Annotated in this window: 36 protein-coding genes; 30 read left to right on the top strand and 6 right to left on the bottom strand. The window is 51.2% G+C overall.

Annotated features, from left to right (window positions below):
* The first annotated feature begins 178 nt into the window (after positions 1 to 178).
* The 20 genes from APU02_RS24385 to APU02_RS24285 all read left to right on the top strand — a co-directional run bounded on the left by APU02_RS24385 (position 179) and on the right by APU02_RS24285 (position 13,547).
* Positions 179 to 1,111, top strand: a complete 933-nt coding sequence (locus tag APU02_RS24385) for a hypothetical protein (RefSeq protein ID WP_000434070.1) — start codon at positions 179 to 181, stop codon at positions 1,109 to 1,111.
* A 73-nt stretch (positions 1,112 to 1,184) separates the two neighbouring features.
* A complete protein-coding gene (locus tag APU02_RS24380) occupies positions 1,185 to 2,648 on the top strand; it encodes an AAA family ATPase (protein ID WP_060571464.1) in 1,464 nt (487 codons plus the stop codon).
* Positions 2,649 to 2,709: 61 nt separating this feature from the next.
* Positions 2,710 to 3,102 (top strand): hypothetical protein, encoded by a 393-nt coding sequence (locus APU02_RS24375; protein ID WP_000018404.1) that lies wholly within the window; start codon positions 2,710 to 2,712, stop codon positions 3,100 to 3,102.
* Between the two features lie 48 nt (positions 3,103 to 3,150).
* Positions 3,151 to 3,345: a DUF2997 domain-containing protein gene (locus APU02_RS24370; protein WP_000757530.1), complete on the top strand. Its 195-nt coding sequence runs from the start codon at positions 3,151 to 3,153 to the stop codon at positions 3,343 to 3,345.
* A 44-nt stretch (positions 3,346 to 3,389) separates the two neighbouring features.
* Positions 3,390 to 4,523: a hypothetical protein gene (locus APU02_RS24365; protein ID WP_223369384.1), complete on the top strand. Its 1,134-nt coding sequence runs from the start codon at positions 3,390 to 3,392 to the stop codon at positions 4,521 to 4,523.
* Positions 4,524 to 4,534: 11 nt separating this feature from the next.
* Positions 4,535 to 4,882 carry a hypothetical protein gene (locus tag APU02_RS24360; RefSeq protein WP_000039129.1) on the top strand — a complete coding sequence of 116 codons (348 nt, stop codon included), beginning with the start codon at positions 4,535 to 4,537 and terminating at the stop codon, positions 4,880 to 4,882.
* Positions 4,879 to 5,307, top strand: a complete 429-nt coding sequence (locus APU02_RS24355) for a hypothetical protein (protein WP_000988988.1) — start codon at positions 4,879 to 4,881, stop codon at positions 5,305 to 5,307. Before APU02_RS24360 ends, APU02_RS24355 begins: the two co-directional genes overlap by 4 nt.
* Positions 5,300 to 5,863, top strand: coding sequence for a hypothetical protein (locus APU02_RS24350; RefSeq protein ID WP_000004671.1), 564 nt, complete (start codon positions 5,300 to 5,302; stop codon positions 5,861 to 5,863). The genes APU02_RS24355 and APU02_RS24350 overlap by 8 nt, the downstream gene beginning before the upstream one ends.
* A gap of 11 nt (positions 5,864 to 5,874) precedes the next feature.
* The gene (locus APU02_RS24345; RefSeq protein ID WP_001256126.1) at positions 5,875 to 6,444 is read left to right on the top strand and encodes a hypothetical protein; all 570 of its coding nucleotides are present in this window, start codon (positions 5,875 to 5,877) and stop codon (positions 6,442 to 6,444) included.
* Between the two features lie 2 nt (positions 6,445 to 6,446).
* Positions 6,447 to 6,992 carry a hypothetical protein gene (locus APU02_RS24340; protein WP_000435225.1) on the top strand — a complete coding sequence of 182 codons (546 nt, stop codon included), beginning with the start codon at positions 6,447 to 6,449 and terminating at the stop codon, positions 6,990 to 6,992.
* Between the two features lie 116 nt (positions 6,993 to 7,108).
* A complete protein-coding gene (locus APU02_RS24335) occupies positions 7,109 to 8,047 on the top strand; it encodes a chromosome partitioning protein ParB (protein ID WP_000268394.1) in 939 nt (312 codons plus the stop codon).
* The gene (locus APU02_RS24330; RefSeq protein WP_000532167.1) at positions 8,047 to 8,244 is read left to right on the top strand and encodes a hypothetical protein; all 198 of its coding nucleotides are present in this window, start codon (positions 8,047 to 8,049) and stop codon (positions 8,242 to 8,244) included. The genes APU02_RS24335 and APU02_RS24330 overlap by 1 nt, the downstream gene beginning before the upstream one ends.
* Positions 8,245 to 8,481: 237 nt before the next feature.
* Positions 8,482 to 8,724, top strand: a complete 243-nt coding sequence (locus APU02_RS24320; RefSeq protein ID WP_001096360.1) for a hypothetical protein — start codon at positions 8,482 to 8,484, stop codon at positions 8,722 to 8,724.
* A 2-nt stretch (positions 8,725 to 8,726) separates the two neighbouring features.
* Positions 8,727 to 9,089: a hypothetical protein gene (locus tag APU02_RS24315; RefSeq protein WP_001258026.1), complete on the top strand. Its 363-nt coding sequence runs from the start codon at positions 8,727 to 8,729 to the stop codon at positions 9,087 to 9,089.
* Positions 9,082 to 10,326 (top strand): site-specific DNA-methyltransferase, encoded by a 1,245-nt coding sequence (locus tag APU02_RS24310; RefSeq protein WP_000098294.1) that lies wholly within the window; start codon positions 9,082 to 9,084, stop codon positions 10,324 to 10,326. The genes APU02_RS24315 and APU02_RS24310 overlap by 8 nt, the downstream gene beginning before the upstream one ends.
* A gap of 13 nt (positions 10,327 to 10,339) precedes the next feature.
* Positions 10,340 to 10,789 (top strand): hypothetical protein, encoded by a 450-nt coding sequence (locus tag APU02_RS24305; protein ID WP_001053910.1) that lies wholly within the window; start codon positions 10,340 to 10,342, stop codon positions 10,787 to 10,789.
* Positions 10,771 to 11,082, top strand: coding sequence for a hypothetical protein (locus tag APU02_RS24300; RefSeq protein ID WP_000380893.1), 312 nt, complete (start codon positions 10,771 to 10,773; stop codon positions 11,080 to 11,082). The genes APU02_RS24305 and APU02_RS24300 overlap by 19 nt, the downstream gene beginning before the upstream one ends.
* 173 nt (positions 11,083 to 11,255) lie before the next feature.
* Complete coding sequence (locus tag APU02_RS24295; protein ID WP_001151305.1) at positions 11,256 to 12,041, top strand: ParA family protein; 786 nt, start codon at positions 11,256 to 11,258, stop codon at positions 12,039 to 12,041.
* A gap of 3 nt (positions 12,042 to 12,044) precedes the next feature.
* Positions 12,045 to 13,226: a KorB domain-containing protein gene (locus APU02_RS24290; protein WP_001207227.1), complete on the top strand. Its 1,182-nt coding sequence runs from the start codon at positions 12,045 to 12,047 to the stop codon at positions 13,224 to 13,226.
* Between the two features lie 48 nt (positions 13,227 to 13,274).
* On the top strand, positions 13,275 to 13,547 hold the full coding sequence (locus tag APU02_RS24285) for a helix-turn-helix domain-containing protein (protein ID WP_000703827.1): 273 nt from the start codon (positions 13,275 to 13,277) through the stop codon (positions 13,545 to 13,547).
* A gap of 52 nt (positions 13,548 to 13,599) precedes the next feature.
* Here APU02_RS24285 and APU02_RS24280 read toward each other — a convergent pair whose 3' ends face one another.
* Both APU02_RS24280 and APU02_RS26640 read right to left on the bottom strand, forming a co-directional pair.
* On the bottom strand, positions 13,600 to 14,235 hold the full coding sequence (locus APU02_RS24280) for an N-6 DNA methylase (protein WP_000074431.1): 636 nt from the start codon (positions 14,233 to 14,235) through the stop codon (positions 13,600 to 13,602).
* 91 nt (positions 14,236 to 14,326) lie between these two features.
* Positions 14,327 to 14,470, bottom strand: coding sequence for a hypothetical protein (locus tag APU02_RS26640; protein ID WP_000939033.1), 144 nt, complete (start codon positions 14,468 to 14,470; stop codon positions 14,327 to 14,329).
* Between the two features lie 326 nt (positions 14,471 to 14,796).
* Between APU02_RS26640 and APU02_RS24275 the strand changes: the two genes are divergently transcribed.
* The 10 genes from APU02_RS24275 (at position 14,797) to APU02_RS24225 (ending at position 20,693) form a co-directional block, all read left to right on the top strand.
* Complete coding sequence (locus APU02_RS24275; protein WP_001125904.1) at positions 14,797 to 15,174, top strand: hypothetical protein; 378 nt, start codon at positions 14,797 to 14,799, stop codon at positions 15,172 to 15,174.
* Complete coding sequence (locus APU02_RS24270) at positions 15,167 to 15,448, top strand: hypothetical protein (protein WP_000044823.1); 282 nt, start codon at positions 15,167 to 15,169, stop codon at positions 15,446 to 15,448. Before APU02_RS24275 ends, APU02_RS24270 begins: the two co-directional genes overlap by 8 nt.
* Complete coding sequence (locus APU02_RS24265; RefSeq protein WP_000344149.1) at positions 15,423 to 16,097, top strand: hypothetical protein; 675 nt, start codon at positions 15,423 to 15,425, stop codon at positions 16,095 to 16,097. The genes APU02_RS24270 and APU02_RS24265 overlap by 26 nt, the downstream gene beginning before the upstream one ends.
* A complete protein-coding gene (locus APU02_RS24260; RefSeq protein ID WP_000566443.1) occupies positions 16,090 to 16,596 on the top strand; it encodes a hypothetical protein in 507 nt (168 codons plus the stop codon). Before APU02_RS24265 ends, APU02_RS24260 begins: the two co-directional genes overlap by 8 nt.
* Entirely contained in the window at positions 16,581 to 16,913 is a 333-nt protein-coding gene (locus APU02_RS24255; RefSeq protein ID WP_000348669.1) for a hypothetical protein, read from the top strand. The genes APU02_RS24260 and APU02_RS24255 overlap by 16 nt, the downstream gene beginning before the upstream one ends.
* 8 nt (positions 16,914 to 16,921) lie before the next feature.
* Entirely contained in the window at positions 16,922 to 17,422 is a 501-nt protein-coding gene (locus APU02_RS24250) for a hypothetical protein (protein ID WP_000647188.1), read from the top strand.
* Positions 17,423 to 17,425: 3 nt separating this feature from the next.
* The gene (locus APU02_RS24245; protein ID WP_000936897.1) at positions 17,426 to 18,853 is read left to right on the top strand and encodes a DNA cytosine methyltransferase; all 1,428 of its coding nucleotides are present in this window, start codon (positions 17,426 to 17,428) and stop codon (positions 18,851 to 18,853) included.
* Positions 18,853 to 19,509: a hypothetical protein gene (locus APU02_RS24240; protein ID WP_000268552.1), complete on the top strand. Its 657-nt coding sequence runs from the start codon at positions 18,853 to 18,855 to the stop codon at positions 19,507 to 19,509. Before APU02_RS24245 ends, APU02_RS24240 begins: the two co-directional genes overlap by 1 nt.
* 55 nt (positions 19,510 to 19,564) lie before the next feature.
* Entirely contained in the window at positions 19,565 to 20,182 is a 618-nt protein-coding gene (locus APU02_RS24235) for a hypothetical protein (protein ID WP_000464630.1), read from the top strand.
* A gap of 232 nt (positions 20,183 to 20,414) precedes the next feature.
* Entirely contained in the window at positions 20,415 to 20,693 is a 279-nt protein-coding gene (locus APU02_RS24225) for a hypothetical protein (protein WP_000746034.1), read from the top strand.
* A 90-nt stretch (positions 20,694 to 20,783) separates the two neighbouring features.
* On the opposite strand, the gene APU02_RS24220 is transcribed toward APU02_RS24225, so the two are convergent.
* Genes APU02_RS24220 through APU02_RS24205 form a run of 4 tightly spaced genes read right to left on the bottom strand, consistent with a single transcriptional unit; the run spans position 20,784 to position 24,311 of the window.
* Positions 20,784 to 21,272, bottom strand: a complete 489-nt coding sequence (locus APU02_RS24220) for a hypothetical protein (RefSeq protein WP_004201072.1) — start codon at positions 21,270 to 21,272, stop codon at positions 20,784 to 20,786.
* A gap of 14 nt (positions 21,273 to 21,286) precedes the next feature.
* Complete coding sequence (locus APU02_RS24215) at positions 21,287 to 23,479, bottom strand: DNA topoisomerase 3 (protein WP_000366823.1); 2,193 nt, start codon at positions 23,477 to 23,479, stop codon at positions 21,287 to 21,289.
* Complete coding sequence (locus APU02_RS24210; protein WP_001191890.1) at positions 23,479 to 23,712, bottom strand: hypothetical protein; 234 nt, start codon at positions 23,710 to 23,712, stop codon at positions 23,479 to 23,481. Before APU02_RS24210 ends, APU02_RS24215 begins: the two co-directional genes overlap by 1 nt.
* Entirely contained in the window at positions 23,694 to 24,311 is a 618-nt protein-coding gene (locus tag APU02_RS24205) for a hypothetical protein (RefSeq protein ID WP_001249395.1), read from the bottom strand. Before APU02_RS24205 ends, APU02_RS24210 begins: the two co-directional genes overlap by 19 nt.
* Between the last annotated feature and the right edge of the window lie 116 nt (positions 24,312 to 24,427).

The following is a 24,427-nucleotide window of genomic DNA, read 5'->3' as shown; positions in this document are numbered from 1 at the left end:
CCGTTTTTTATTTGTCTATTACGGCATCACATTATAAGCCTGTAAATGCTGAATCTGTAATTGCCCAAAATGGGCGTGAGCAGGGGCGGGGTGTGAGGTCGTTCTAAGGCAAAATACTTTGTACTGGCAGAACAAAGAAAGAATGAACTTTCACATGTGAAAGTTTTTGGGGTACGGGATGGAACAAGCAATTCAAAGTTACTTGGCTGACGACCGGCAATATCAAGACAGGATTACCGCAGCTCTCAGCCAGGTTGAAGAGAAAGGTGCAGAGTACGAAGCTCTTTGCCAACAGCGTGCTCAGTTGGGGATCTGGCAAAAAATTATAACGTTCTGGCAGTTTCGTCGAGACATCGCCGTTATACGTTCAGCACTAAAAGGCCATAACAGCGATTTGCGGTATTTGCGCCGTGGGAGAGACCAGCTCAAAGAGGGATTGGTTTCTCGGGCCGTGAAGCAAGCGATTGACGGTAGCCAGATTCTGGAACGAATCACCCAAGCTCAAGATAGGCTTGACGCCGCATCTCGACTCCACGAGAGCAACAAGCGACTGGTGGACATGGGGCAAAAAGCCTTACGTGAAATCAGTGAGGCCTCTTCCAGTATTTCATCAGCACAAACAATGGAGGTTCTCGACCTTGTGACTGACAACAAGGGCATTTCCGTCATGTCGTCGATGTCAAACTCCTCGGCCAGCAGTGAAATAGACGATGCGAAGAGAGCTGTGAAAGCCTTCGCAAATGCGCTGGGGGATCATCGTGACATTGTGGGCTCACTGCACCACTCAATGGCAACTGAGTTTATCGATCTGGGTATGGACTTTGCCGGTTTGAATGATGGTTTCGACTTTGGGAGCGTCTTCTCGCTGTTCAGCTTGTCGTCTGCCAGTTCCTCTCTGGACAAAGTAGAGTCTCGCGTTGAATCTCTGATGCCAGATCTAAGACGAGCCGCCTCCAATTCGGCAGCAGAGTATGCCCGTGTTAACGAAGAGTTCTTTGGCCTAAAACAACAGGCCTGTTGCCAAGTGCATGAGTTGCTGGTGACAAATGGTATAGACGTGTCAGTCAAGCGCGTTGAGTCCGCCGTGAACAGCTACAGAGTTGGAAGGTGATATTTACAGCATCATAAAATGAACTTATGATGTGAGGTGATCAACAAGTCGAAATTTATTTAAAGGATAAGCGATGAGCGATATTACACGGCAAATGGACAAACTTGAGATTCCAATCAAGTTGTCCTTTCCAGTCATCAACGTTAGCACTTTTGAGCTGGGCCGTGCAGAGAGCGTTTTCTCTGACATTGCAAAGAAAGTCGGCAAGCACTTTATTGTGATGCCATTCAAGAAGCTGCCCGATCCAGGCACGATGAAGGCAATGGTGGACGAGTCCAAGAAGTCCTCCAAAAACGGTGTTGTCGTGTTCGACACTTTCTTTTTCGACCGACAACGTGCAAACCCGGAAACACTCCCAGCCCTCAAGTCATCACTGACCTATCTGGAGAATGAGGGGATCAACTACATCATCGCTGGCAAAGACGTCTTCAATGAAGAGTTCGTTTATCACATCGATCTCCCGGCTATGAGCAATCAGGAAATCCTGAAACTGCTCCAGACCTGTGAAGATAACGTGAAAGATGGTGGAGTCTTCGAGAGCAACGAACGTGCTGTCATCGCAAACCACGCCCTGGGCTTGTCACACACCCAGATGAAGAACGTCTTCACCTATTCCGCTTACTTGAAATTCAAGGGTGAAGAATACCTGGGCGAGATCCGAAAAGAAAAAGCTCACATCTTGCGTGATGTCGGCCTCGATGTGCTTGAGGCCATTGATATTGGGAATGTCGGTGGGCTCGAAAACCTCAAGGAGTTTCTCCAGATACGTAAAGCCGGTTGGGACAAAGACCTTCCGGTAAAAGGTGTCCTTCTGGCCGGTGTACCTGGTGGTGGTAAATCGCTGACGGCAAAAGCCGCTGCCGGTGTACTTGGCACTACCTTGGTTCGCCTGGATATGGGCCGTTTCTATAGTAAGTATCTCGGTGAAACCGAGCGCCAGTTCAATCGTGCATTGCAGACCATTGAGCAGATCGCACCCGTTGTTGTGTTGATTGACGAGATGGAGAAGTTTTTTGGTAATGCCGATGGCGAACACGAAGTATCCAAGCGCCTGCTGGGCTCTTTCCTCTACTGGCTTCAAGAGCGCAAGGAGAAGATCTTCATTGTGGCGACGGCCAACCGGGTTCAGTCGCTGCCTCCTGAATTGATGCGAGCTGGCCGCTGGGACCGAGCATTCTTCATTGATCTGCCAAGTGTGGCTGAGCGCCAGAAGATTTTCGAGATCCACCTCGCCAAGCAGAAGGCCAACATCGCCGCGTTCGATATGCCTACGCTACTGCGTACCACCGAGGGATACACCGGGGCAGAGATTGAACAGGCCGTCATTGACGCGATGTATCTGGCGAACGCTCAGGACAAAGAGCTCAACAATGAAGCGCTGGTGGATGCGGTCACTCGCATTACCCCGACCAGTGAAACTCGCCGAGAAGACATCAACCAGATTCGCAGTTTGCGGGATCAAGGCTTCTATCCGGCCAATAACTTCGATGTTCAAGAGCAGAATGGCTCTGGACGAAAACTCGCCATCGAGGACTAAGCGATTAACTTTGTCATGCCGGAACACGGCATGACCCCCGAAACAACTCAGGAGTGATGAGATGAGCCATATCGTAAAAGGCAAGGTGCAGGTCGCCTACAAAGACAAAGAGCTGCTGTTGAAGGCTCTGGAGGGAGTTGGCGTCGTTGTTGAAAACGAAAAGCTATACCGCGTGGGCGCTGGCTACACCTTCGAGAAATACCCGATTGTTCTGATCGACCAGAACAACAAGGAGCACCGGATTGGCTACAAGGAAAAAAACGGTGTTTGGGAGCAGTACCAGGAAAACTACGGCTCTTATGGCCGCTGGACGCAGCAGGCAAGCAGCAAGGTGCAGGATCGCTACATTGCCTTCCACTACGAGCAGCAGTTGAAAGAGGAAGGTTTCAGCGTGACGGTGAAGCAGCATCACGATGGCACTTTGGAACTGGAAGCTGAGGAAGCTGTTTGGTAATAGCGCCAAGGCAATCAGATTAGTTGAACTTAACGACGAGGTGACAAAGTGAAAAAGGTAAACATCAAGATCAAGGGCGGCAAGATTGCTGCCGATTTCACGGGGTTTCAGGGTAAGACCTGTGAAGCGCTGGAGCAGCGTATTCGCCCGGAAGAGCTCGAAGTCGAAGAAAAAGAGCTGAAACCCGAGTACCACTTCAATGCTGGTCAAACCCAGCACGAAACGGAACAGAACGAATGGTGATGAGAAGGACAGGGCGCGTCCCCCTTCTTTTGCTGGTTGGTCTCATGGTCGCAGCTCCTGCGGCCTTTGCCAGTGACTTTGTGACTGGCGTAATGGTGGGGCAAATGCTCTCAGATGACTCAGGCAGCAAGAAGGTAGAGGACACTGGCCCGGAGAGCAAAACGGTCATTGATTACCATGACGGTCAGCCAGTTGTGACCAAAGTGGAGGCCTTCAAAAGCAATAAATGGCGCAAACTGGATGGCCCTCAGGGCGGCTATTTTGTTTGCCCAGGTGAATACCGTAGCTATTCGGGAAGGCTGCGTTGTCGCGTCCATGATGACGGGCTCAATGGCTTTATGGGCGGTATGACTGATGCTCAGGAGCTACCGCTCCAAGAAGCTCTGACCAAGTTGGAAGGTAAACCCATCTCCCTGCAAACCATTGAAGTCCACGGGAACAACCTGGCAGTCAAATACCAGTTAGCACCACCAGCACAAACGCACGTCAAAACTCAGGACCTGGGGGTGGTTAAGCAAGATGGTGAAATGCAGAAGGTTGCCAGCCAACCACCAGCGCTATCCATAGAGACTGCACCAAAGAGTGAACCTCCCAAGCAGATTGGTGCTGCACAAGACACCGACCGCAATACCAGTGCGTTTCAAAGTCCGTTCGAGGAGGTAAGTGACTCCATGATCGGTCTAATGGATAGCTCTTTCGTCAAAGTCATAGCGGGGTTGATGCTGGTGTTTGGGGTTGCTAGTGGAATTATGAGGCAGAGCCCATCAGGAATTGTGATGGGGATAATGCCTGCAATTATGATCATGACCGCGCCAACGGTTATTCGTACCATGTTCGATACAGGCGCGGCCAGTACCAAGCCAGTGGAAGATAGCGGAAGCTCATTTCCTTTCTTCTTGGTGGCAATAGTGCCGGTGCTGATTTTCTTTGCCTATAGAGCTTTTATGAACAACCGGAGCGACTCCGAAATTGATGAGTTGTTAAGAGAAGCCCGACGTGCTGAAAGGGCTGAACGACCAAGCAATGAGCCTCCCTCAGTGGATGAACTCCGTGAGCGCCAGCAACAAAACCCAGAAAGAGAACCGGTGGTTGTCAGCTCATCAGCTCCGGCACCAAAGGTGCAAAAGGAAGAGCCAATCGAAGTACAGCCAGGCAAGCGCAAAATTATTTTGGATTAGTGGGGTAGGTTATGAGCAAAAAGCGCATCGTAATCAAAAATGGTGAGGTCTGCGGGTTTGCCGATGAGGTTTCCTTCAAAGGCCTTGAAGTGCAGGAATACAGTAAAACAAGGGTTTCGCGCATCGTGCCGACGAGCGGCATTCTAATGATTGCGTTCTATGTTATTCGCGGACTTTGTTCAGACGAGTCAAAGATTGCGGCATGGACTCGTGTTTGGCGTTGCCAGTGGAAGGTGCTGATCGACGGTAAAAGCTATGGACCATTCAGCAGTCGTGCGGATGCTATCTCGTTCGAGAAGGACGAGATCTACAAACAAGGCAAATTCTTTGCCGATGCCACTCACGAGGCGGCAGTATGATGACACGGGCGGCTATGGCCGCGCTGTTATCCGCGTTGGTAATAGGCCTTGTGTCTGATTTGTCCGCACAAGAGCTGGTGGTAAGCCAGGTGGCTATAGACAAGTCCACTGAGGTGGAGAAAGAAGCTACCTTCCACAACCGCAAGTGGGTGTTAAGGACGGGGCAGGTTAGTGGATTCTTCATCTGCCAAGGAGATAACAAAGACATTTACTACCGGCATGACAGGGTGGGCGCTCACTGCCAGAAGACATCGACTGGGTGGCGCAATGTACTGGGTCTCAGGGACGATGTTCCGGAAGTTGAGCTGAGCGTGTACCTGGGGACCGTTGAAGGTGTCCCCGTGAAAGTCCTTCATCAGGAAGTGGATGGTTACGATCTGAAAGTGCAGTACAAGGTTGCACGTAAAGGGTCAGCAAATGAGTGAGAGTGTGCGTCGGTCAACGCCGATGGTAAAGATTAAAATCCTGCCGAGTTTCGTAGGGGTTCCCTTCCCGTCGGTGCTACTTATCGTTGCGGGGCTCCTTAATGGCCCTTTGTGGGGCTTTGCCGCATTCGTCTTTCATATCGTCATCAAGCGGTACATCTACAGAGAATACCGGAGGTTGCCATATCCGATGCCAACCGGCTCAAGGCCTATGGATGAGTTGAGCGAGCTCCTTGTAAAGGGGATACCGGAGGAATTTTTCCGGCGGCTTGACGCAGCTTGCAGCTCTGATGCGTCAGTACAAATAACCTGCCCAAAGAAATACCGGCTGCTCAAAATGTCGTTGAATCGCTATGCCAACCGCGCTGGTTGTTACCCGCAGTTCCGGGAGGGGGATGAAATAGCGATTGAGGTAACAGAGCAGAGACCAAGAAAAGCAGGAGCAGGGAAGGGCTTTCCAAGTATTCAAGTTCTGAAAGCGTCAGAGGGTGTTCTGAGTGAACCGGAGCAGCCTATCGAAATTCAGAAAGATAAGCGCAAGATTATCTTGGATTGAGGTGGGTTGGAATGCGGTCATTTTTATACAGAATATTGCTTCTTTGCTTCGTCATTATCGTCCAGATAGGGCTAATCGCCATTGATGCGAGCCCGTTGGTTGTTGCTATGTTCCTCTCGCTAACAGCTTTAGTCGCTGGGGTCTGGATGGCGTACCTTCATTCCCGATTTTTGATGGCGGTGACTCCAGTAGTTATCTCTGTGCTAATGGCGACCCTCGCCATGAAAATGTTTGAGCCGAGACTCTTTGTTTCTGCCAGCGAAAAAGGCTGGTTCCCTTTGTCATTGTTCGTCTCGATACCGTTTTACTTCTACTTGAGTTACTTGCTTGAGATAGAGGAGAAGAGACGTACATTCCGGGCCAATGTGATTGGGTTTTTGCGTGGAGTTTCGGAAGAGATCCGTCGTTCAACCAGAGAGCATAGAGATCAAGGTGAGATAAGACACGGTGGAACAGAGCTGGGGAGTATTGACGAACTACAAAGGGGCGAGGCCAAAGAGCCAGAAGTCATCAGCTCTACATCGGACCAGAAAGAACAAGGCACTCCCAAGCGAGACAAGAGAAAAATCATTCTGGACTGAACATGGAACAAATCAGAAAAGGCTTAACCCTCGAATACGCAAAAGAGAAGCGTGAGAAGCTCTTGGCGGAGCTCAAATCAGATGAACACTACAGCCAGACTGAAACAGTAGCCTATGGGCACCACGACCCGCTCAGCGTTCCTGTGGCAGCCTGCGATAGTTGTCATGGCCGGGCGCAAATGCAGAAGGTTATAGGTCCTCCTGTGCGCTGGAATATGGTCTGCCTGGGTTGTGGGAAGGCGATCCAACAAATCCAGAAACGACCGTGGCAAGCAGCAATGGCGTGGAACCAAATTAACTTGGGAACACAGGACTACAGACAACTGCCCCTCTTTGGACTTGGGAGTCTGTCTCCTGAATCAGCAAGACAGAGAATGGTGGGAATACGCAGGAACCTGGAGCTGAGAAAGAGCCTCGCCGGTATCGAGAGGACGATAGCCCACAAGGAAGGTCAACGCCCACCAGGGAAAGAGTACCAGCAACGACTGGAAGCATATCTGCAATGGGCCATGCTGGCGCTGAGGTTGCTCAAAGTCAAAGCAAGTTAGTGGTGAGAAGGAAGAGAGAACCCGGTACTGTAAAGCGCCGGGTTTTTTATGCCGCCCTGTTTACAGTATCAAAAAGTGATGCTATAAAGTGAGCAAGTCACAAGGAGAACCAACGAATGGCTGTTATCAACTCACTCCGCGCTCTCAAAGGCGTAACCGCCCCCGAAGAACTGAAAAAAGGGGATGGATTCACTATCTCTCCTCAGCTTCTGCTGGAGGAAGAAGGGTTTAACACCCGTGGCGCTTTCTGCGAGGACTACTACGAGCGCCCGGACATCAAAGCTGGTATTCGAGTGCTGGCCGATGCTTACAAGCGTGGCGACTATGTTCCGCCGATCATCGTCAAAGTTATCGACGGAAAGGTGTATGTCCGTGAAGGTCATCGCCGTCGCCGCGCCATCCTGCTTGCTATAGAGGAAGGTGCCGACATCCAGTTCGTGCAGGTCGTAGAGCACAAGGGCGATGAAGCCGAACAGAGCCTTCTGATCGCCACCAGCAACGATGGGCTCCCTCTTTCTCCACTTGAGCGAGCCGTGATCTACGCTCGGCTTGCAAACTGGGGGTGGAGCGACCAGATGATTGCCCAACGTGTTGGCCGCTCGGCTGAGCACGTTCGTATCGCCCGTGCCCTTTTGGAGATGCCTCTGGAACTGAAACGGATGATTCAGGAAGGCTCTGTGGCTGCCACCTACGCTCAGGAGCTCTACAACGAGCACGGCACCAACGCTGTTGAGATCCTGAAAAAGGCGCAGGAAGAACAGGCCAGTGGCAATGACGGCAAGAAGGCCCCGAAAAAACTGACCAAAAAGTCTGTCGAGAAAGGTCCCCGCCTGGGCAAAAAGGTGGTTGAAGCCATGCACCGAGGCGTGAGCTCTATTACCAGTCGTCTGGACAACATCAAGCCGAACGATGACGGTGAAACGTTCACCCTTACCCTGAGCCGGGAAGATGTTGATGCGTTTCAGGAGCTGAAAGCCAAGCTGGCGGAGCTGGAGCCCAAAACTGACGAGTCCAATGAAGACCAGCAAGAGCTGGATTTGGCGGGTAATCAGTAATGGGGCGCTGTACTGTTGAGGATGCCATCCAGTTGCTGGAAGGGGGAACCATTGTTGCGGTCGTACCGGCGTCATCCGGACCAGATACGCTGGTGGTTTCCTCTATCAGGCTTGAATCCGGACTGACAGTACAGTTTTCCCCTCCAGCGGCAGCCAGTGTCAGTGTTCAGCTCGCGGAGCTCGATGATGAACAGTGACAAGAAATCGTCTGAACTAGCCAGACTGAGGCGTCAGCATCAGCTAGTTTGCTCTGTCATCGCAGCCTTGCTCATCTGTGCAGGTATATATGGGACCGTTGCACGTTTGGGCTTCATCCTGATGGCGCCATTGTTTGTTATCGCCTTAGGTGTGTTAGTCGATGCGTTCCTGCCAAGGGTAAGTTGGTTCTTCTGTGTGCGGGACGTGAGAGACATATTTGGGTGGAGAAAACGATAGTGGCGAAGTTGAAGGTTTATGGCGGGATCACTTATGGGGCCGAGGGGCAGTTCAGAACTGTCGTTGCGGCCACAAGTAAGAGCAAGGCTGCTTCAATTCTGAATATCACGATTTACCAGATGAATAGCTGGTGGACGGAGACTTTTAACAAGTACGAGGTCGAGGCGGCGATGTCTGAGCCGGGGGCTATTTTTTCAAAGCCTCTCGATGGCAGAGACCCATTTGTAAAGCAGGAAGGATAATTGTGAGAAGTGTTTTTGTATGGTTGAAGGCCGGGGCAATACTGGCTTTCCTATTCTTCGGTATTGCTGGTGCTGTCAACCGGGTCTATTGGGTTAACAGCCAAGGTTTGAGCCAGGGGTCGATGTCATCCACATTGGTTAAAGAAAAGTTTGGCCTAGACCTTGGTGCAATGTGCCGTTATGACAAACCCCAGCATGTCGAGTTCAAAGTCCTTCCTGATCAGACAATCCAGTTCCGCTGCTCATGGTTTGAAGGTGGCGGATTAACCTGGTGGCCTTTCTACACCGAGCATGATGTAAAGAGCGCCGAGGCGACCTCTGTGCTCAATGACATATTCCAGGGTACGGAGGGGCATGATGAGTAGCCAGCTAGAACTCTTTCATGTCCAAGAGGCGTATGCCAAGGCCGATAAGCCGTTATCGAATGAGGAGCTCTACGATTCGGTGGCAGAGCTCGCTGGAATCCCGAAAAGCGCTCTGAATGAACAAAGTGAAATTGGCAAGGCAAAGGTCAAGCGGAGCAAGCTGAAAAGACAGATACGCTGGTATCAGCAAACCCTCAAGTCGATGAACCTTCTCCAGAAGGTGGACGGCGAGCGGGGTGTCTGGGAGCTCTCAAGCAAAACCAAGAAGGGCCTGCATGAAGCGCTAGGTGGCGTTCGACTGGTCGCTTATTCAACAAATCTTGGGCTGGCGGTGTGGTCAAACAACAAGAGCTTTTTCTCTGACCTCGATGAGCCGGTGCATCTGTGTGTGACATCTCCGCCGTTCCCGCTCCGTATACAGCGTGGCTATGGAAACGTTGATGAAGCCAAATGGGTGGATTTCATTACTCAGGCACTCGAACCGATAGTCAAGAACCTGGTGCCAGGAGGAAGCGTTGTCCTGAATGTCAGCAATGACATATTCGAGGCCAAGAGCCCCTCCAGATCTCTCTACGTTGAGCGAATGGTGCTGGCGCTCCATGATCGGCTTGGGCTCTCTCTCATGGATAGATGGCCGTGGATCAACCTGTCAAAACCACCAAGTCCGACCCACTGGGCTTGTGTGAACCGTTACCAGTTGTGTGCCGGGTGGGAGCCTGTTTATTGGTTCACCAACGACCCTGACAGGGTGCGTTCTGACAACAGAAGGGTCCTGATCCCTCATACAGAGAAACATCAGAAGCTGATGGCCCAAGGCGGTGATAACAGAGTGGTCAGTTATGGTGACGGGGCATATCGACTGAGAGGGAACGCATTCTCTAACGTCACGGAAGGACGGATACCGAAAAACGTTATCCAGCGCGGCCACCGTTGTGCGGATACTCTGGAGCTTCGGAGAATCGCTAGAGAACTGGGGTTGCCACCGCACCCGGCAATGTTCCCAACAGACATACCTGAAATGGCTATCCGCTTTCTGACGGAAGAGGGCGACCTTGTTGTTGATCCGTTCAGTGGGTCGAATAAGAGCGGGTTGGCCGCAGAAAGGAATAACCGGCGCTGGATCGCCTGTGACATCATTCTTGAGTACATTCGCACCCAGGCGGAAATGTTCACCGGCTTTGATGGATTTTGGATGAACCCGGCCATAGCAGCAGTGGGCGGGGGAGCGTTGAATTAAGAGAACAATGCCCATGAATTTAAGTATTATCGCAAGAGTCTTGCGCCAATTGGCAATTATTTTTGTCCTCTCCGTGCTTCTTGTGGCCGGATATATCTACTATGCCGGTAAACAACATCAGCAGGCAGCAATCAACTTTTGGGGTGAGCAATACCAGCCTGATGCCATCTCGACGCAAATTGATTGGGGGTTTATCGGTAATTGGGTTATTCCTCGCGGGGGGCCAATTATTTCTCCGGGCATTGCTGGAGTGTGTCCCAATACACCACTTCCCGTTGTGCCTCTTAAAACTGGTCCTGATGGCCGGGGTTATGTTCTCTGTGGCATTGGAAGTGAGGCTGTCGCTACCAGCTTTGATGTCAATGACATCCAGGATGAAGAGATACGAAACACATTAAAAACGATGTTTGAGGAAGAATTTGAAAAAACTGTTAAGGGGGATAAATGGACACTCAAGAACTGAACCACATGATAGCTGAGGCCTACAGCCGGGATTTGCAAAAGCCTGAGCTGGTATCGTTCAAAGAGGTGAGTCGCTGGGGGCGTAAGTACGGTTTCCCCGTCGTATGCACTCTGGCCGATGAAAGTGAAGAAAAGCAGATTCACTGGGCTGCCAGTTTGCTCATTCAAGTAGCCGGTACTTGGCCGCGAGAAGATATGCCGGAATTGCTCACACCGGAACGGGGCTCCGCGCTGTTCAACGATGCGATGCAGTTATTGGCGAATGGGCTTGGAGCAGCAAATCAATTGCGCTGACAGCACAAACCTTGTCAATAAGCGGCCTTCATGGCCGTTTTTTTGTTTAAAGTTTGTTTTAACAGAACCATAATTAGATATTGCAGTATCATTTTATGATCGCTACAATCTTTCACATGTGAAAGTTTGGGGGTGGTCTTGATCACCTGCGAGAAACCAAAATAGAGGTGGGTATGGCAAAAGTAATCAGCTTCGCCAACCAGAAAGGCGGAGTGGGTAAGAGTACCCTCTGTATCCAGCAGGCCTTTTATCTGGCGTTACAGAAGAAAAAGAAAGTGCTGGTCTTGGATATGGATGGTCAGGGGAACACGTCCTCTCGACTGGCCCCCAGACGAGAGCTTGAGGATGGTGACTACGAGCCCATCCTCACTGGAACCAAAACCGCAGAGCTGTTCGCTTACGAGCTGGACGGCATTGAGGTCATGCACTGCCCTTGCGGTGCAGACCTCATTCATACGCCGAAGAATGACCCGGATCTGTTTGAGATGGAGGCTGTGCCTCTTGACCAAGCCATGAATCCGGCTCGCCATTTGGCTGAGCTGTTTGAGAACTACGACTACGTGCTGATTGATTGTCCGCCTAGCCTCGGCAGAAAGCTGGTGGCAGCGTTGGTGATGTCTACCCATGTGGCATGTCCGGTAAAGCTCTCTGGCTTCGCTGTGGACGGCGTAGAAGGTCTCCTGAACACGATTATTGGTGTGCGCGAGGCATACAACCAAAATTTGGAGATCCTGGGCATCGTGATCAACGACATGGACCGCTCTGTCAATCACGACAAAGCCCTCAAGTCGCTGGAGAACACAGTTCCGGATCTGCTGTTTGAGAACAAAATTATGCACCGGCCTCCGCTCGATACGGCGACGACTGATGGCATCCCTGTCTGGGAGCTTCGCTATGGACATGTCGCGGCCAAAGAGGTTGAGGCGGTGTTGGAAGAACTATTAGAGAAGGTGGGCTAAGCGATGGCATTGAACAATTTAAAAGGCCTGTCCGAACTTGCTAAAGCCGCCAAAGGCAAGAAAGGCAAAGAGGTTCTTACCGTACCTGTTGACGACGTTGTATCCAAGGTCCAGGTTCGTAAGCGCTTCCGTAACATTGAAGAGCTGGCGGCAACCTTGCTGACCGAAGGGCAGCAATCTCCGATCATCGTGTTCCCGAAGAATGAAGAAGGCAAGTTCGTCATCCAAAAAGGGGAGCGGCGTTGGAGAGCGTGTAAACACGCTGGTATCGAGACCATTGACCTGGTGGTGAATGATAAGGTCCAGAACAATTTGGACGAGACTGCTGGTGAGCTGATCGAAAACATCCAGCGGGATGACTTGACTCCGGTAGAGATTGCCGAGGCGTTAAACCTGTTTATTGAAGAAGGTTGGAAGCAAAAGGATATTGCTGATCGGCTCGGTAAGAATATCACTTTCGTATCTACGCATCTGTCGTTGCTCAAGCTACCTGACTGTGTGCGTGAGTTATACGATAATGAAGTATGTTCTGATACAGAGACCTTGAATAACCTTCGTCTCTTGTTCGATCTGAATGAAGAAAGATGTCGCGCCGTCTGCGCGGTGGCTATGTCTGACGGGATTACTCGTAAACAAAGCCGTGAGCTGCTGAATGATGCCAAACGTATCAAAGACGAAATGGAAAAAGGCCCACTGACTGGCTCCCACCAGAATGATGAGCTTGGCGCTGGCAACACCGACGAGCAATCCCTCAACTCGGGTGGGGATGGTACGTCGGAACAAACCGGGAATGACGACCTGAACCTTGCCCAGGAGGAACTGGAAGGGGGTAAAAATTCCAATGGTCAGGACGATGATGACGAAGACCCTTTGCGTGATGAAGAGGGTGAGCACAAAGATCCTGTCAAGCAGCCAGATAACAGCGGCAAGGACAAAGATGAAGAAGGCGGTGATGCTCTTCCTCCTCTGCCGAAGGACAAGGAATGGAAGAACGTCCGGGCTGACAGTTTGATTTTTGCTGTCAACGTTAACCTGGATGGCGAGACCAAACGTGGAGTCATCATGACCGACCGTGTTGCTCTGGTTCCGTCTACTGTCTGGGTTAAAACGCTCGATGGCGAAGGCAAGGAAAAGCATGTTCATGTGCCTGTGTCAGACATTGAACTCCTGAGTGTCGAAGGCTAATAAAGGAGGCCCAGCCAAAGAGGTTGGGCCTGTCAAGAACAGGTGAATATGAAGATCTCACAGGACATGAAAAGAAAATTTGCTTTGGTGAATGCCCTGTCTAAAACGGAGAAGCCAAGTCTCCAAGACCTTCACAAGGCAACAAATATTCCTGAATCAACGATCAAGAGACAGTTGTCTGCCCTGCGTGATGAGTTCGGAATGAATATCTTGTTCGTCAGGGAGTCTACCGGCGAACGAGGTGCCACCGGCTACTACATGCTGACAGACTGGGGGATCTTAGACAGGTCTTCGTTCTTGAACCGGTACGGAAAACTGTAAGGTGCCATAGAGCAGCGCATTGAATGCAAAACCCGCCAATCGGCGGGTTTTTTTATGCTGCCACGGTAGCGGCGGTTGCTGGAGGTTTTTCGGCGTAGTAGGCGATGTTCTTGGTTCGTCTGCTAAGGGTGTCTATGCCGACGATACTCAGCGTTTTGGGAGTGGTATTGCGGGACTCGAAATAATGGAATAGCTGGATCATGCAGCACTTCACCATCAACGGATCGATGTCTTCCAGGTAGATTGAGGCTTCTCTCAATGCTTCGGGACCGTGGTTCTCGATCAGGTTTTCCATCCAGTGAATGGCGTTGATGCCAGAACCACAGCAGGGCTCATAAAAGTCTGCCGAAGACTGTGAGCCAACAATGAGTGACATCAAGCGGCCAATCTCTGGAGGAGTGGGGAAGTAATTGGTGCCCTTCTTGTGGAAGCCAGACATGCTTAGGACGTAACCCAAAACATCGCTGGTGGGGTCGCGCTTAATGGCGGCAGACAGGACGTGAGAGAGCTCGAAGGCGACCGGCTGAAGTTCTTCCGGGATCTCCTCCTTGGCTGGGTATAGGCCAGTCTGCAAGTATGCCCACTGGTCAATAAAGGCCTCAACAAACCGAGATGTGCCCATTCTGTATCGGGACTGCTCGATGAGAGATAAAGCCTTGGATGTAAGTTGCTGTGTTTCTGGTGACATAAGCGCTCCAGTTTGTTCTGACGAAACATTCAAGAGGTAGAAACGAAGAACCCCGCCGAAGCGAGGTTCTTTGCTTTCCTGCCTGATCGCCTTAATGCCGAAGCAAAGACGTCTTGATAAAGTCGGGGCAACCGGACATTTCCCGGTCGATGAAGTCCTGACGTTTCGCCAGCGGCCATTTCATGAACGCCGCGAGCGGGATGCGCTTATTCGTGTTAGTATTGCCTTGCAGCATAACAAAGCTCCTTAATTGCTTGATTGTGTTGTAAGGGCTGCAACGAAGGTCGAAGAGCGATGCGGCCCTTATTTATGATTATTACAGCATCATAAAATAATATCAAGAGACAATAAAACGATACCAAGAAACAAAACTTTCACATGTGAAAGTCTCCCCGCTGTCCACCTCGCACACTCCAAACGCCCAAACGCCCAAATAACTTGTCTATCTGCCCAAAATGGGCGCGTAAGCGTCCGATAGAAAGTAATTGTTAGTGAGATATTGACTACACGGAATATGGCTATATCATAGAATCATAAAATGATGCTGTAAAAGTGATATGTATGCCAAAGCAAGCAAATCATCTCCGTTTGAAGAAACCTTGCGCCAACTGTCCATTCCGGAAGGAGGGCGCTATCGAGCTGGCCCCTGGGCGATTAGAAGGCATCATCAACGACATCGTTGAAAACGACATGACGACGTTTCATTGCCACAAGACCGTGCACTCAAAGTCAGGTGGTGAATGGGATGAAGAGGGTAACTATGCACCTTCGGGACAAGAGTCGATGTGTGCCGGTGCTGCGGCTTACTTGATGAAAATAGGCAGGCCGACAGTGGCTATGCGAATTGCCTTTGCGTTTGGTGATGCAAAGGTGTCCGACTGGGACGAAGCTCAAGAGCTGGTTGTCGAGCCTTTGGTACAAGGGGACCGAAATGAGTAAGCGATATGCGGTAGTGCCGCATCCGAAACTGAAACGAGAGTACAAAGGTCGGCTGGTCAGAACTACTCGGGTACTAAAAAACGGCTGGGGGTTGATCCCTCTAGGGGCTGTGGCAACGGTCACGCATCAGTCTCCCAAGGGATCAGAACTGACCTTTGAACCATGCGACTGCTGCGGCCTGAAAGCCATTATCAGTCATGTAAGCATGGACTCCATTGAATTTATCGAACCGATTACTGAGGAAGAAGATGGACGAGAACAAGCTCAACATTGAAACGGTCGATGGGCACAACGAGCTGGTAGTCAGCTTTTTGTCCAGAATGGTAAGCCTGAGTGACGAGGAAAAGCAGACAGTATTGTCCTGCCTTCCGGACACCGGCAAACAAACAATCACCCAGCTCTATGAGGCGCTGCGTTCTCAAGGGCACCAGGATCTTGCAGAGAAAGTCGAACCATACCTCCAGCAGGGGGTGTTTGGGCCGATCTTCGATAACGCCAAGTCCAAGGTGTTCGTTCGGGACGAAGCGCCTTTTTTCCTCATGGATGAAAATCCTTTGAACTGGGATGACGCTAAAGCATTCAATCGCCTACGTATGAGTACGACCTGTGTTCTTGGCCGTGGCGGCTGGACTATCGGTGAGCGCTTTGATGACCGCTTTGATACCGAGGTGGGCGGAACACAGCTTATCGTCACTCAGTCACTCAACGAAAAAGGTGAGATTGAAGGAGGACTTCCTACCTCGATGTCGCTGAATGACTTTGCTGAGTTCCCTAAACAGCCAAGGCCTCCTCAAATAGTCGATTACCAGGAAGACAAGCGATACACGCTTGAGGAAGCGGAAGCTATCCCTGAGCTCGCACCAGTGGTTCAGCGTCTGAAAGAGCGCATCGAAGAGTATGAGGAGAGAAGAGCCCATGATTGACCTGACATGCCGCCTTTGTGCTGGTTCCGGTGTTTATGACTTTTCCCCTTCCAAAGAAACCTGCGGTATGTGCCAAGGGCATGGGAAATTTGTTGACGCCAAAGCAATGCTGGTGGCTGCCATCGAGCTGGCAAAGAAGCAACGCGAGCCTGTCATTGAAGTGGTAATGGGGTTGGTGCTCCAGGGTGTGGATGTTAGAGGGAAGGAGCCTGGAGAGCGGTTCAAGGCTGCTCAGGCCTTTAACGCCCCAGGGCACAACCTATTACGATACGGGTGGGATGCTTGGGAGCTCTATGCCCTCCATGAGGGTGTAAGTCCAGAACTTGCATCGCTTGGCCGAAGTGTGATGCGCGAGTGGCATAGCCATTCATGGGGCCGGTTCAGTGGAGAGGTAGGCTTTAACGCCGCCGAGATCATGATCAAACAGGCCAAAGACAACCCAGAAAAAGCAGAAGAGCGCTGGGCGTTCCTGCTTAGTGAAGAATGGATGGTGGAGTAATTGTCGTGACAGAACAAACCAATAAGAAATTGATGCTGGATGAGTCTCCAGATATGCCCCTGCAATTCAAGTGGAGAAAGTTTGGTGGTGCGATTTTTACTGCCACGCAAACAATGGAGCACGTCAAGGAAGGACGTAAGCTCGGGCCGACTCCAGCAGGGATGCTACCTCAAGAAGTGTGGCTGAACCGCCTGATCGCTATGGAAGAAACCCTGCCACGAGGGAAGTTTTTTGACAGATTCCGCCGCCGCGACAAAAACGAGCAGTATGACTTGGCCGCCGATCATCTCCGTCTTGTCGGACAGAAAAAGCGATAGGGGGATAGATGAAAGCCCAGGCATACCCACCATCAGTCATTCGTAAAGGCGCTGTGTTGTACGCAGCCCTTTATTACATCTCTGATGATGATAAAGCAAAGGTCGAGGTTACAGAGTGGATAGTTCGCTCTATTCAGAAACGACGCAACTCAACCAGCGATCAACGCTATGTCAATCTTGCCCAAAAGTTAGATGGGATTACGTGGGGGAAAAGGTCACGGAAGAATGGGGACTTTGGTTGGTTGCCATCTATACCGAGCTGGTGCTTGAAGCAGTTCCGGGAAGGTGGCGAATTGCCTTTTGGCGTTTATACGACGCGACTGGCCGCTCTCAAGTTTGCGAAAGTCAGCTTGCAGGAAGAGGTCCAATATTGCGAGGCCGAGCTGAAAAAGGCTCAGACAGAAGAGGATACTCAGGAACTCCAAGAGGAGCTGGCGGAGAACCAGAGACTTCTGAAAGCTGCTGGAGCAATGGTGAAGCGCGAGCAAAACAAGAAGAAAAGAGGTTGACCAATGTTACCGATCGTCTCCCCCTCCGTAGTAACCAAACAACTTGCGTTCAATCGAGTAGGCGATAAACGCAAGGTTAGGGTTTCGTCCAACTTTTTGGATGTTATGGGGTTCAAGCCAGGTATGGGCATCGCCGTTGAGCCAGGGGAGGGGATGGGCGGTTTTTCGGTGATCCCAGCGACCGATGAACTACAGACACACCAGGTTTATCAGCGCCGGTATCAACCAAAGAGTCGCTCCAACAACCCGCTGGAAACCGTTATTGAGTTTTCTGGACAAGGGCTCATAGATAAGTGCTTCCCTCGCTATACAGAGCGTTTCCACGTCGAAATGCGAAAAGGTCGAGTAGTCTTCACTCCCGTCGCAAACAGAGCCTTTGCCATTGCTGATCGGTTCAGAAAAACCAGCCCTTTCCGTGCCTTTGTGGCATTGACTGGCGGGGTAGACATTCATGTTATGGAATCGCTTGGCTGGAAGGCTGAGATTGTTTTGGAACATCGTCCAGTTGAAGCCAGAGACAGAGCATCCGGGCGGAACCTGAGTGAAGTACATGCGCTCAATACGCTGGTGAACAGCTCCCCGCGTATCCTGCTGAATGAAGACATTCATCACCTGGAGCTGGATCGCCTTGGAGCCTTGCTGGCGGAGTGCCCACCAATTGGTTTGGCCCATTACTCGTTGGGGTGTGATGACCACTCAAACGCCAAAAGTCCAAGGGACAAAGAGCGTTCTCTTGAAGATCTCTCCACCATGCTCGACATGGTTTACCCGGCACTAAAACAGATCGAGGTCGTGAACCCTGCCGTCGTGCTGGTGGAAAACGTCCCGAACTTCAAAGCATCCGGAGCCGGGGCGATGATGGGAACGACACTGCGGCGGATGGGGTACTTCCTCACTGAGATGGTCTTGAACGGTCTGGATTTCGGCGCGTACCAGGGGCGAGAACGCTATTACATGGTGGCGTCGGTCTTCCCTGGGTTCGTTCCACCGAAACCTGAGCAGAGAGCTGGTGGACGATTGTGGCCGGTGATCGAGAAGCACCTCGGGGATTGTGCAGACGTCACAGCGTTGAAGTCAATTCAGGCCAGAGAGTCAACTTCTCGCAGGATGCCTGCGTTCTTGACGAGAGAAAGCACCAGTTGCCCGACCATCCTCAAGTCTCAGGATCGTGGGGTAAAGGATGCAGTGTACATCCAAGACGGTGGCCGCATTTACAAGCCATCGGTCGATCTGGTTCAGGAGTTGATGTCGATACCTGATAGCTTTGATATTTCGTGGATGGCAAAAGAACAAGCGACAGAAACACTTGGGCAGAGTGTGGATTACAGATTGCATTCAGCGGTCATGGCCGCAGTTCGGGATCACCTGAATGTGAATTGCGGTCGCCATACCGTGGTGCAGCACGGTATCAGAAGTAAGGAAGGTAAATAATGGCAGTCATTTACTACGGCGAGGGAACCCATGACGCCGGTTTCGTCGGGTTCCGTGTCGCACGAACAGTTGGGGTGGCGGATGATTACCGGCAGGAATACTTCTCCTTGAGAGAGTATTCCTACGCAACAGCTCACCGGCTGGCCTACAGCTTGGACCGAAAGTGGGAAGCTGAGGCAGAAGAGGTGAAGCGTCAGAATAAGACTTGTAAGCGGCGACGCAACTCCGGGCCAAATATCATTGCTGAGGGGCTGAGGGCTTATATCAGTATCGAGAACCGGAGCCGGATGGGGGTGAAGAGAACCTACTTCGCACCTTGTTTTCTCGTCACAAAGCCAGGCTACGGCAATGGGGATATTGTTTTCAGGATTTCCACTCATGGCTACGCAGAAGCCTACGAAAAGGCGGTGGAAAAATATTGTGAGATCCATGATTTGACGGATGAGCAGTATGTTGAGTTGCTTGACCGTATGCCGAGTACAGAGGTGTTCACTGGATACCTGCTGAATGCTCTTTTAATACGCGGTCATCGCGCCACAAAAGCTGAAATACTGAGTAAGCTGGGGGCTGCGAAGAATGAAGATGACATCACCAATAGCAAAGGGAAAAGCGGCCACAACAGAGTGCGTTGCCCAGAGTATCGGTGGGCGCAATAACAGCGCCAGATGTTCAAACCATGTTTTATAGCAACACCTCTTTGGGGGCGGAATTATGTTTTTTGATAACAAAGTAGAATCTCACTCGCTCGTAATGGGAGCCAGCGGGAAGGGCAAATCGGTCTTGTCCGAACAAGTGCGGAAAAACGCGAGGCTGCGCGGTGATCTGCTGGTGGATACTGAGATGTACCGTGAAGGTCGAGGGTTGAAACCATACGAGCATGAGTACGCTCGTCGCTTAGTTCTGGGGCTAAGTGGACCGTTGCCGCGTGAACTGCGTGGGAAGCCGGTGACGGTTATCTCTGATGTGTCCAGACCAAAAAAGGTAAAGCGTCAGCCAAAGCAATTTGTTAAGACCGTAAATGGCGTCACCCTTGAACGCCAATTGGTGGCAGATGCAAGAGACCAGTTGGAAATGCAAACAGGCGTCTGGCTCAAACAACCTCAGCTCATCGAGCTGATGGAAGAGTCGGGCATAGACGAAACTCTAGCCGATTTTGGTGAGGCTGAAACACAGATCCGAGAAATGCTGGCGGATGCGTTGGCGATGAAACTGGTAGGGCGCTCATGGCCCAAGTGTGGAGCCCTCTATAACGCGGCAGAAAAGTCCGACGTTAACTTTTCCTCCGAGCTTGATGCTGCGGCAAAAGAAGCTGGATACATGGTTCGCTGAATGGGATTTGGTGTGGACAAGATAGATCGGCAAAGTTGGCTCGTTAAATTCAGGCGAGCGAAGTGTCAGGACACTTTAGACACGATGCGGGATGCGGCCATTCGCAACTATGAAGGGAATATTCGTGTTATCGCGGATATTGTATTGGCCCATGAGGCGAGAGAGACAGAAATTGAAAAAGGGATGTTTTGTCTAATAGTTAGATAGTCTGATGAGCTATCAGGTGGTGATTATGAAAAAGAGAATACTTCATCTGCCCGTAAAAAAGATTTACTTCGATCAGATCAAATCTGGAGAAAAACCAGATGAATATCGCCTCGTCACAGACTACTGGATAAAAAGACTAGAGGGGCGCGAGTATGATGAAGTCCATGTTAAGTGTGGCTACCCAAAGGCTGGAGATATGTCCAGGATAGAGATTCGTCCTTGGCGTGGCTTCTCAAGGAACGTCATAACGCACCCGCACTTTGGAGATTATCCGGTTGAAGTATTCGCCATCCATGTGAATTGATTTTGGTATTCTGATTTAAAACTATTGTAGCTCAGGTATCAAAAGAACTTGGGTAATTAAAGATAAGGGGCCGACGGCCCCTTAATTGTTTTAGTTTGTGAATATTGAACAATCGAGGTGGGATAGCGCTTGTTCGTAGCTACCTTTGTGGTTCGTCTTACGCAGTGCCACCAGCTCAACAATCAATTGGCTTAAAGCCAGTGATTGAGGCTCCCAGACGCGCTTGCATTTGTCAGCCATGTTGGCATTTACGTCTGTAATGACGTAGAGGAAATCAGGGACGTCTTTCAAGGTCCCCAGGCCTTTTGCCATATCAACAGCCTCAGGGTTTTGATAGCTTCGAGTGGCGCTCAGGTCATCGTGGGAAATATAGCTGGCAGATGTCTCAGCGAAACCTAACACCATGCCTTTTCCTGCGCTTTTTGCAATGGCCGAGCCGATAGCTAGAGTTGGCATGATGGCCTGACCTATTTGGCGGGTAGATGCAGTTGCCAAGCCTGAGGCGATGTTCTTCCCGGCATCTTCGGCAGTGGCAGAGCTGGTTGTGAGCATCGCAGTTAAAATGATTTTTCCAAACATACTTAATTCCTCTATCAATCCATAAAGTCCGACTTTTTGAAGGGCATAGTGCCTTTGCAATCGGGATACGCTGTGCAGCCCCAGAACTTAGAGGCTCGTTTCTTGCCAGGGGCTTTTCCTTTCCTGAGACGCATCGGGCTACCGCAATCTGGGCAGTCTGGACAATCCTCCGCCGCGATACGTTTCTCGGGTTTCCCTCGGTTGTCTGGGAACGTCTTCTTGCAAGCCTCGTTCTGGCAGCCCCAGAAAAAACCGTTCTTCCCTTTGATCCGGTGCATCTCTCCACCGCAGTTGAAGCATTCGTGTGAAGGAGGCTTCGCGCCCTCGAAGGCTTTAGCCATCGCGCCACCTTCTTTGGTCAGAACCGGTGCGGCCACTTTGAGCTGCTCAACCATTTGGCAGATCCAGGTGGAAATCTGCTTCATGAAGACAGACATGTTCCCGGAGCCGGAGGCAACTTTCTCAAGCTCCTGCTCCCAAGCCGCAGTCATGCCGGGTGATTTGATGGCTGGTGGAAGCACTGCTATAAGCGCATGAGCCTTATCAGTTGCAAGCAGTACCTTTTTCTGACGCTTGAAGTAGCCTTTATCAACAGCGCCCTGGATGATGCTTGCGCGTGTTGCTGGAGTGCCTAAACCGGCTGTGTCTTTGAGGATTTGTTTGAACTTCTCCTCAGTCACGAACCGGGCAATGTTCTCCATCGCGGCAAGCAATGTGGCTTCGGTGAAGTGCGGTGCTGGCCGCGTCATTTTGTTTGCCAGCTCGGCCCCATTCAGCAAGGCAGGTTCGCCCTGGCTAACCCTGGGGAGCTTCTCTTGTTCAACCGGCGCGTCGGTGTCTTCCCCCTCGTCCTTGGGACTGCTTTCACTATCAGAAGCAAACAAAACCTTCCAGCCTTGTTTGGTAGGTGTCTTACCAGCGGACGCAAAGAGGTGACGCCCACACTGCACCTCGATGGAGGTTTTGGTGAACTCGAACTCGCTGTAGAACTGCGCGATGTAGAAACGACGGATGGCGTCGTAAAGATTGAACTCGATCTCAGACATGGCACTGATGTCTGTTCTGGCCGGTGTTGGAATGATCGCGTGGTGCGCGGTCACTTTGGCGTCATTGAATACCCTGGCCTTGCGATGAGGATCTGCGCCAGCCACCAGCCCAGAGACGTTCTGATCGGACAAAATGAGCGCCTGGAGAATGTCCGGAATGTCTTCCTTTTGGCTCTCGGGTAGATAACGACTGTCAGTACGAGGGTAGGTGGTCGCTTTGTGCGTCTCGTACAGAGCTTGAGCTGCATCCAGTACCTGCTGAGCTGTGTATCCCCATCGTTTGCTCGCGTATTGTTGCAGCGACGTTAGATCGAAGGGGAGGGGGGCTGACTCTTTACCTGGTTTGGTTTCTGCTTTGCTGATAACAGCATTGGCACCATTGACCTGGGAGGCTACCTGCTCGGCATAGGCCTTATTGACGCACCGGCCTTGCTCGTCACTGCACTCTTCTGGTGGTATCCATTGGGCGGCAAACTGTCCATTCTGTACGGACACGTTCACACCCAGAGTCCAGTATGGTGAGGGGGTGAAACCGGCGATCTCTCGGTCCCGTTGACAAACAAGAGCGACGGTTGGGGTGATAACCCTGCCAACGTGAAGAGTGTGGTTGAAGCCGACATCTCGGGCCAGCACTGTGTAGAGGCGGCTCACGTTCATGCCTACCAACCAGTCAGCGCGTTGCCGTGCCAATGCGGCGTAGTAGAGTGAGACCGTATCCTTGCCATCCTTTACGTTGTTCAGCGCTTTCTTGATGCTTGACTCATCGAGAGCCGTCAAACAAACTCGGCGAATAGGGCCAGAGTAGCGGAATCGATCCAGAAGCGAACGGGCGATAGCCTCACCTTCTCGGTCGTAGTCCGTTGAGATGTAGATGGTGCTCGCCTTTTTGACCAGTCCCTCAACAATTTTGTACTGTTTGAACGCACTCTTGCGAACGTTGTACCGCCATGACTCTGGTGCAATAGGGAGGGTCTCCAGTGACCATGACTTGTAGCGTTCGTCATAATCGTCTGGCATATACAATTCCAGCAGGTGGCCGAACGCCCACGTAATAACGCGGTTTCCTCCATCATGGAGAAATCCATCACCTCGTTGGGAGGCCTTCATTACGCCAGCCAAATCTTTTGCCTGAGAAGGCTTCTCGCAGATATAAAGGTCCATTAAGCAGCTCCTCTCATCTTTGATTCCAGATTCGCCAGCTCAGTCCAGCTTTGAGCCAGACCTTTGACTTCGGGGTAGTCTCTGGAGAGGTTTTCGAGGACTCCAGAAATGACATAGGCCGCTTCGCTGGAATTACCCCTCGAACCGGCCTCCTGGAGCATGATTAATAAAGCGTCGAAGAGCTCAGCCTTACGGCCTAGCTCTGTCTGGTTTCTTATTTCAGAGCTTTGCATGGGTTCACCACTGAATAGGGACGCACGGACTCGCGCACAATGCGGCGATCTGCGTCAGTTACAGCCTGACTGGTGCAAAAGTGCGTCCAGGCATTCAGATAATCTTTATAGGTGTGGGTAGGTGGTATGCAGCCGGTTACAACGTCCTTGGGGATGTTTGTGGTTCCCTCGGCTTCCACAAAGCGCCAATCGTGCTCGTCCATACCTTTGCCACCATCGCAATAGCGTTCCCAGCGTGACAACTCGTACAGCGAGTAGCCTTTGCCTTTATTCATGGACTTGAAGGTATTGATGGCTTCGTTGACATCCCCGTGCTGTTTGATCCCTGCTGGAGTTTTATCTGAACCAGCGGAGTCATCTTTGACCTTGTTCATCGTTGCGCTGACATTACCGTCGCCCAGCACATGGATATAACCAGGTTGACGTAATGCAGCACCACCGCGCCCCATGTTGTCCCATGCCATCGACAGTTCCCGGCTAACTCGGGCAGGTTTGTCATTTTCGGCAGGGGCAGTCTGGGGCTGAGGCTTTTGCTCGGGGGCGTTAGAGGCACACCCGGCCAGAATTGCCACTCCCAGAATTGCTATCAGTTGTCTCATCGTGTCGTTCCTCATAAAAAATTGTCGATGAGCCCATTCTAAAAGGGGGGGGATGGAAAGCTGGTTTCTCAAACTGCCCAAATTGGACAGATAGGCGTGTGTGCGATCTAAAGGTG

This window comes from Citrobacter sp. 50677481 (assembly GCF_001463265.1).
In the GTDB taxonomy this organism is placed as follows: domain Bacteria; phylum Pseudomonadota; class Gammaproteobacteria; order Enterobacterales; family Enterobacteriaceae; genus Citrobacter_A; species Citrobacter_A sedlakii.
This window is presented reverse-complemented; position numbering and strand designations above follow the sequence as displayed.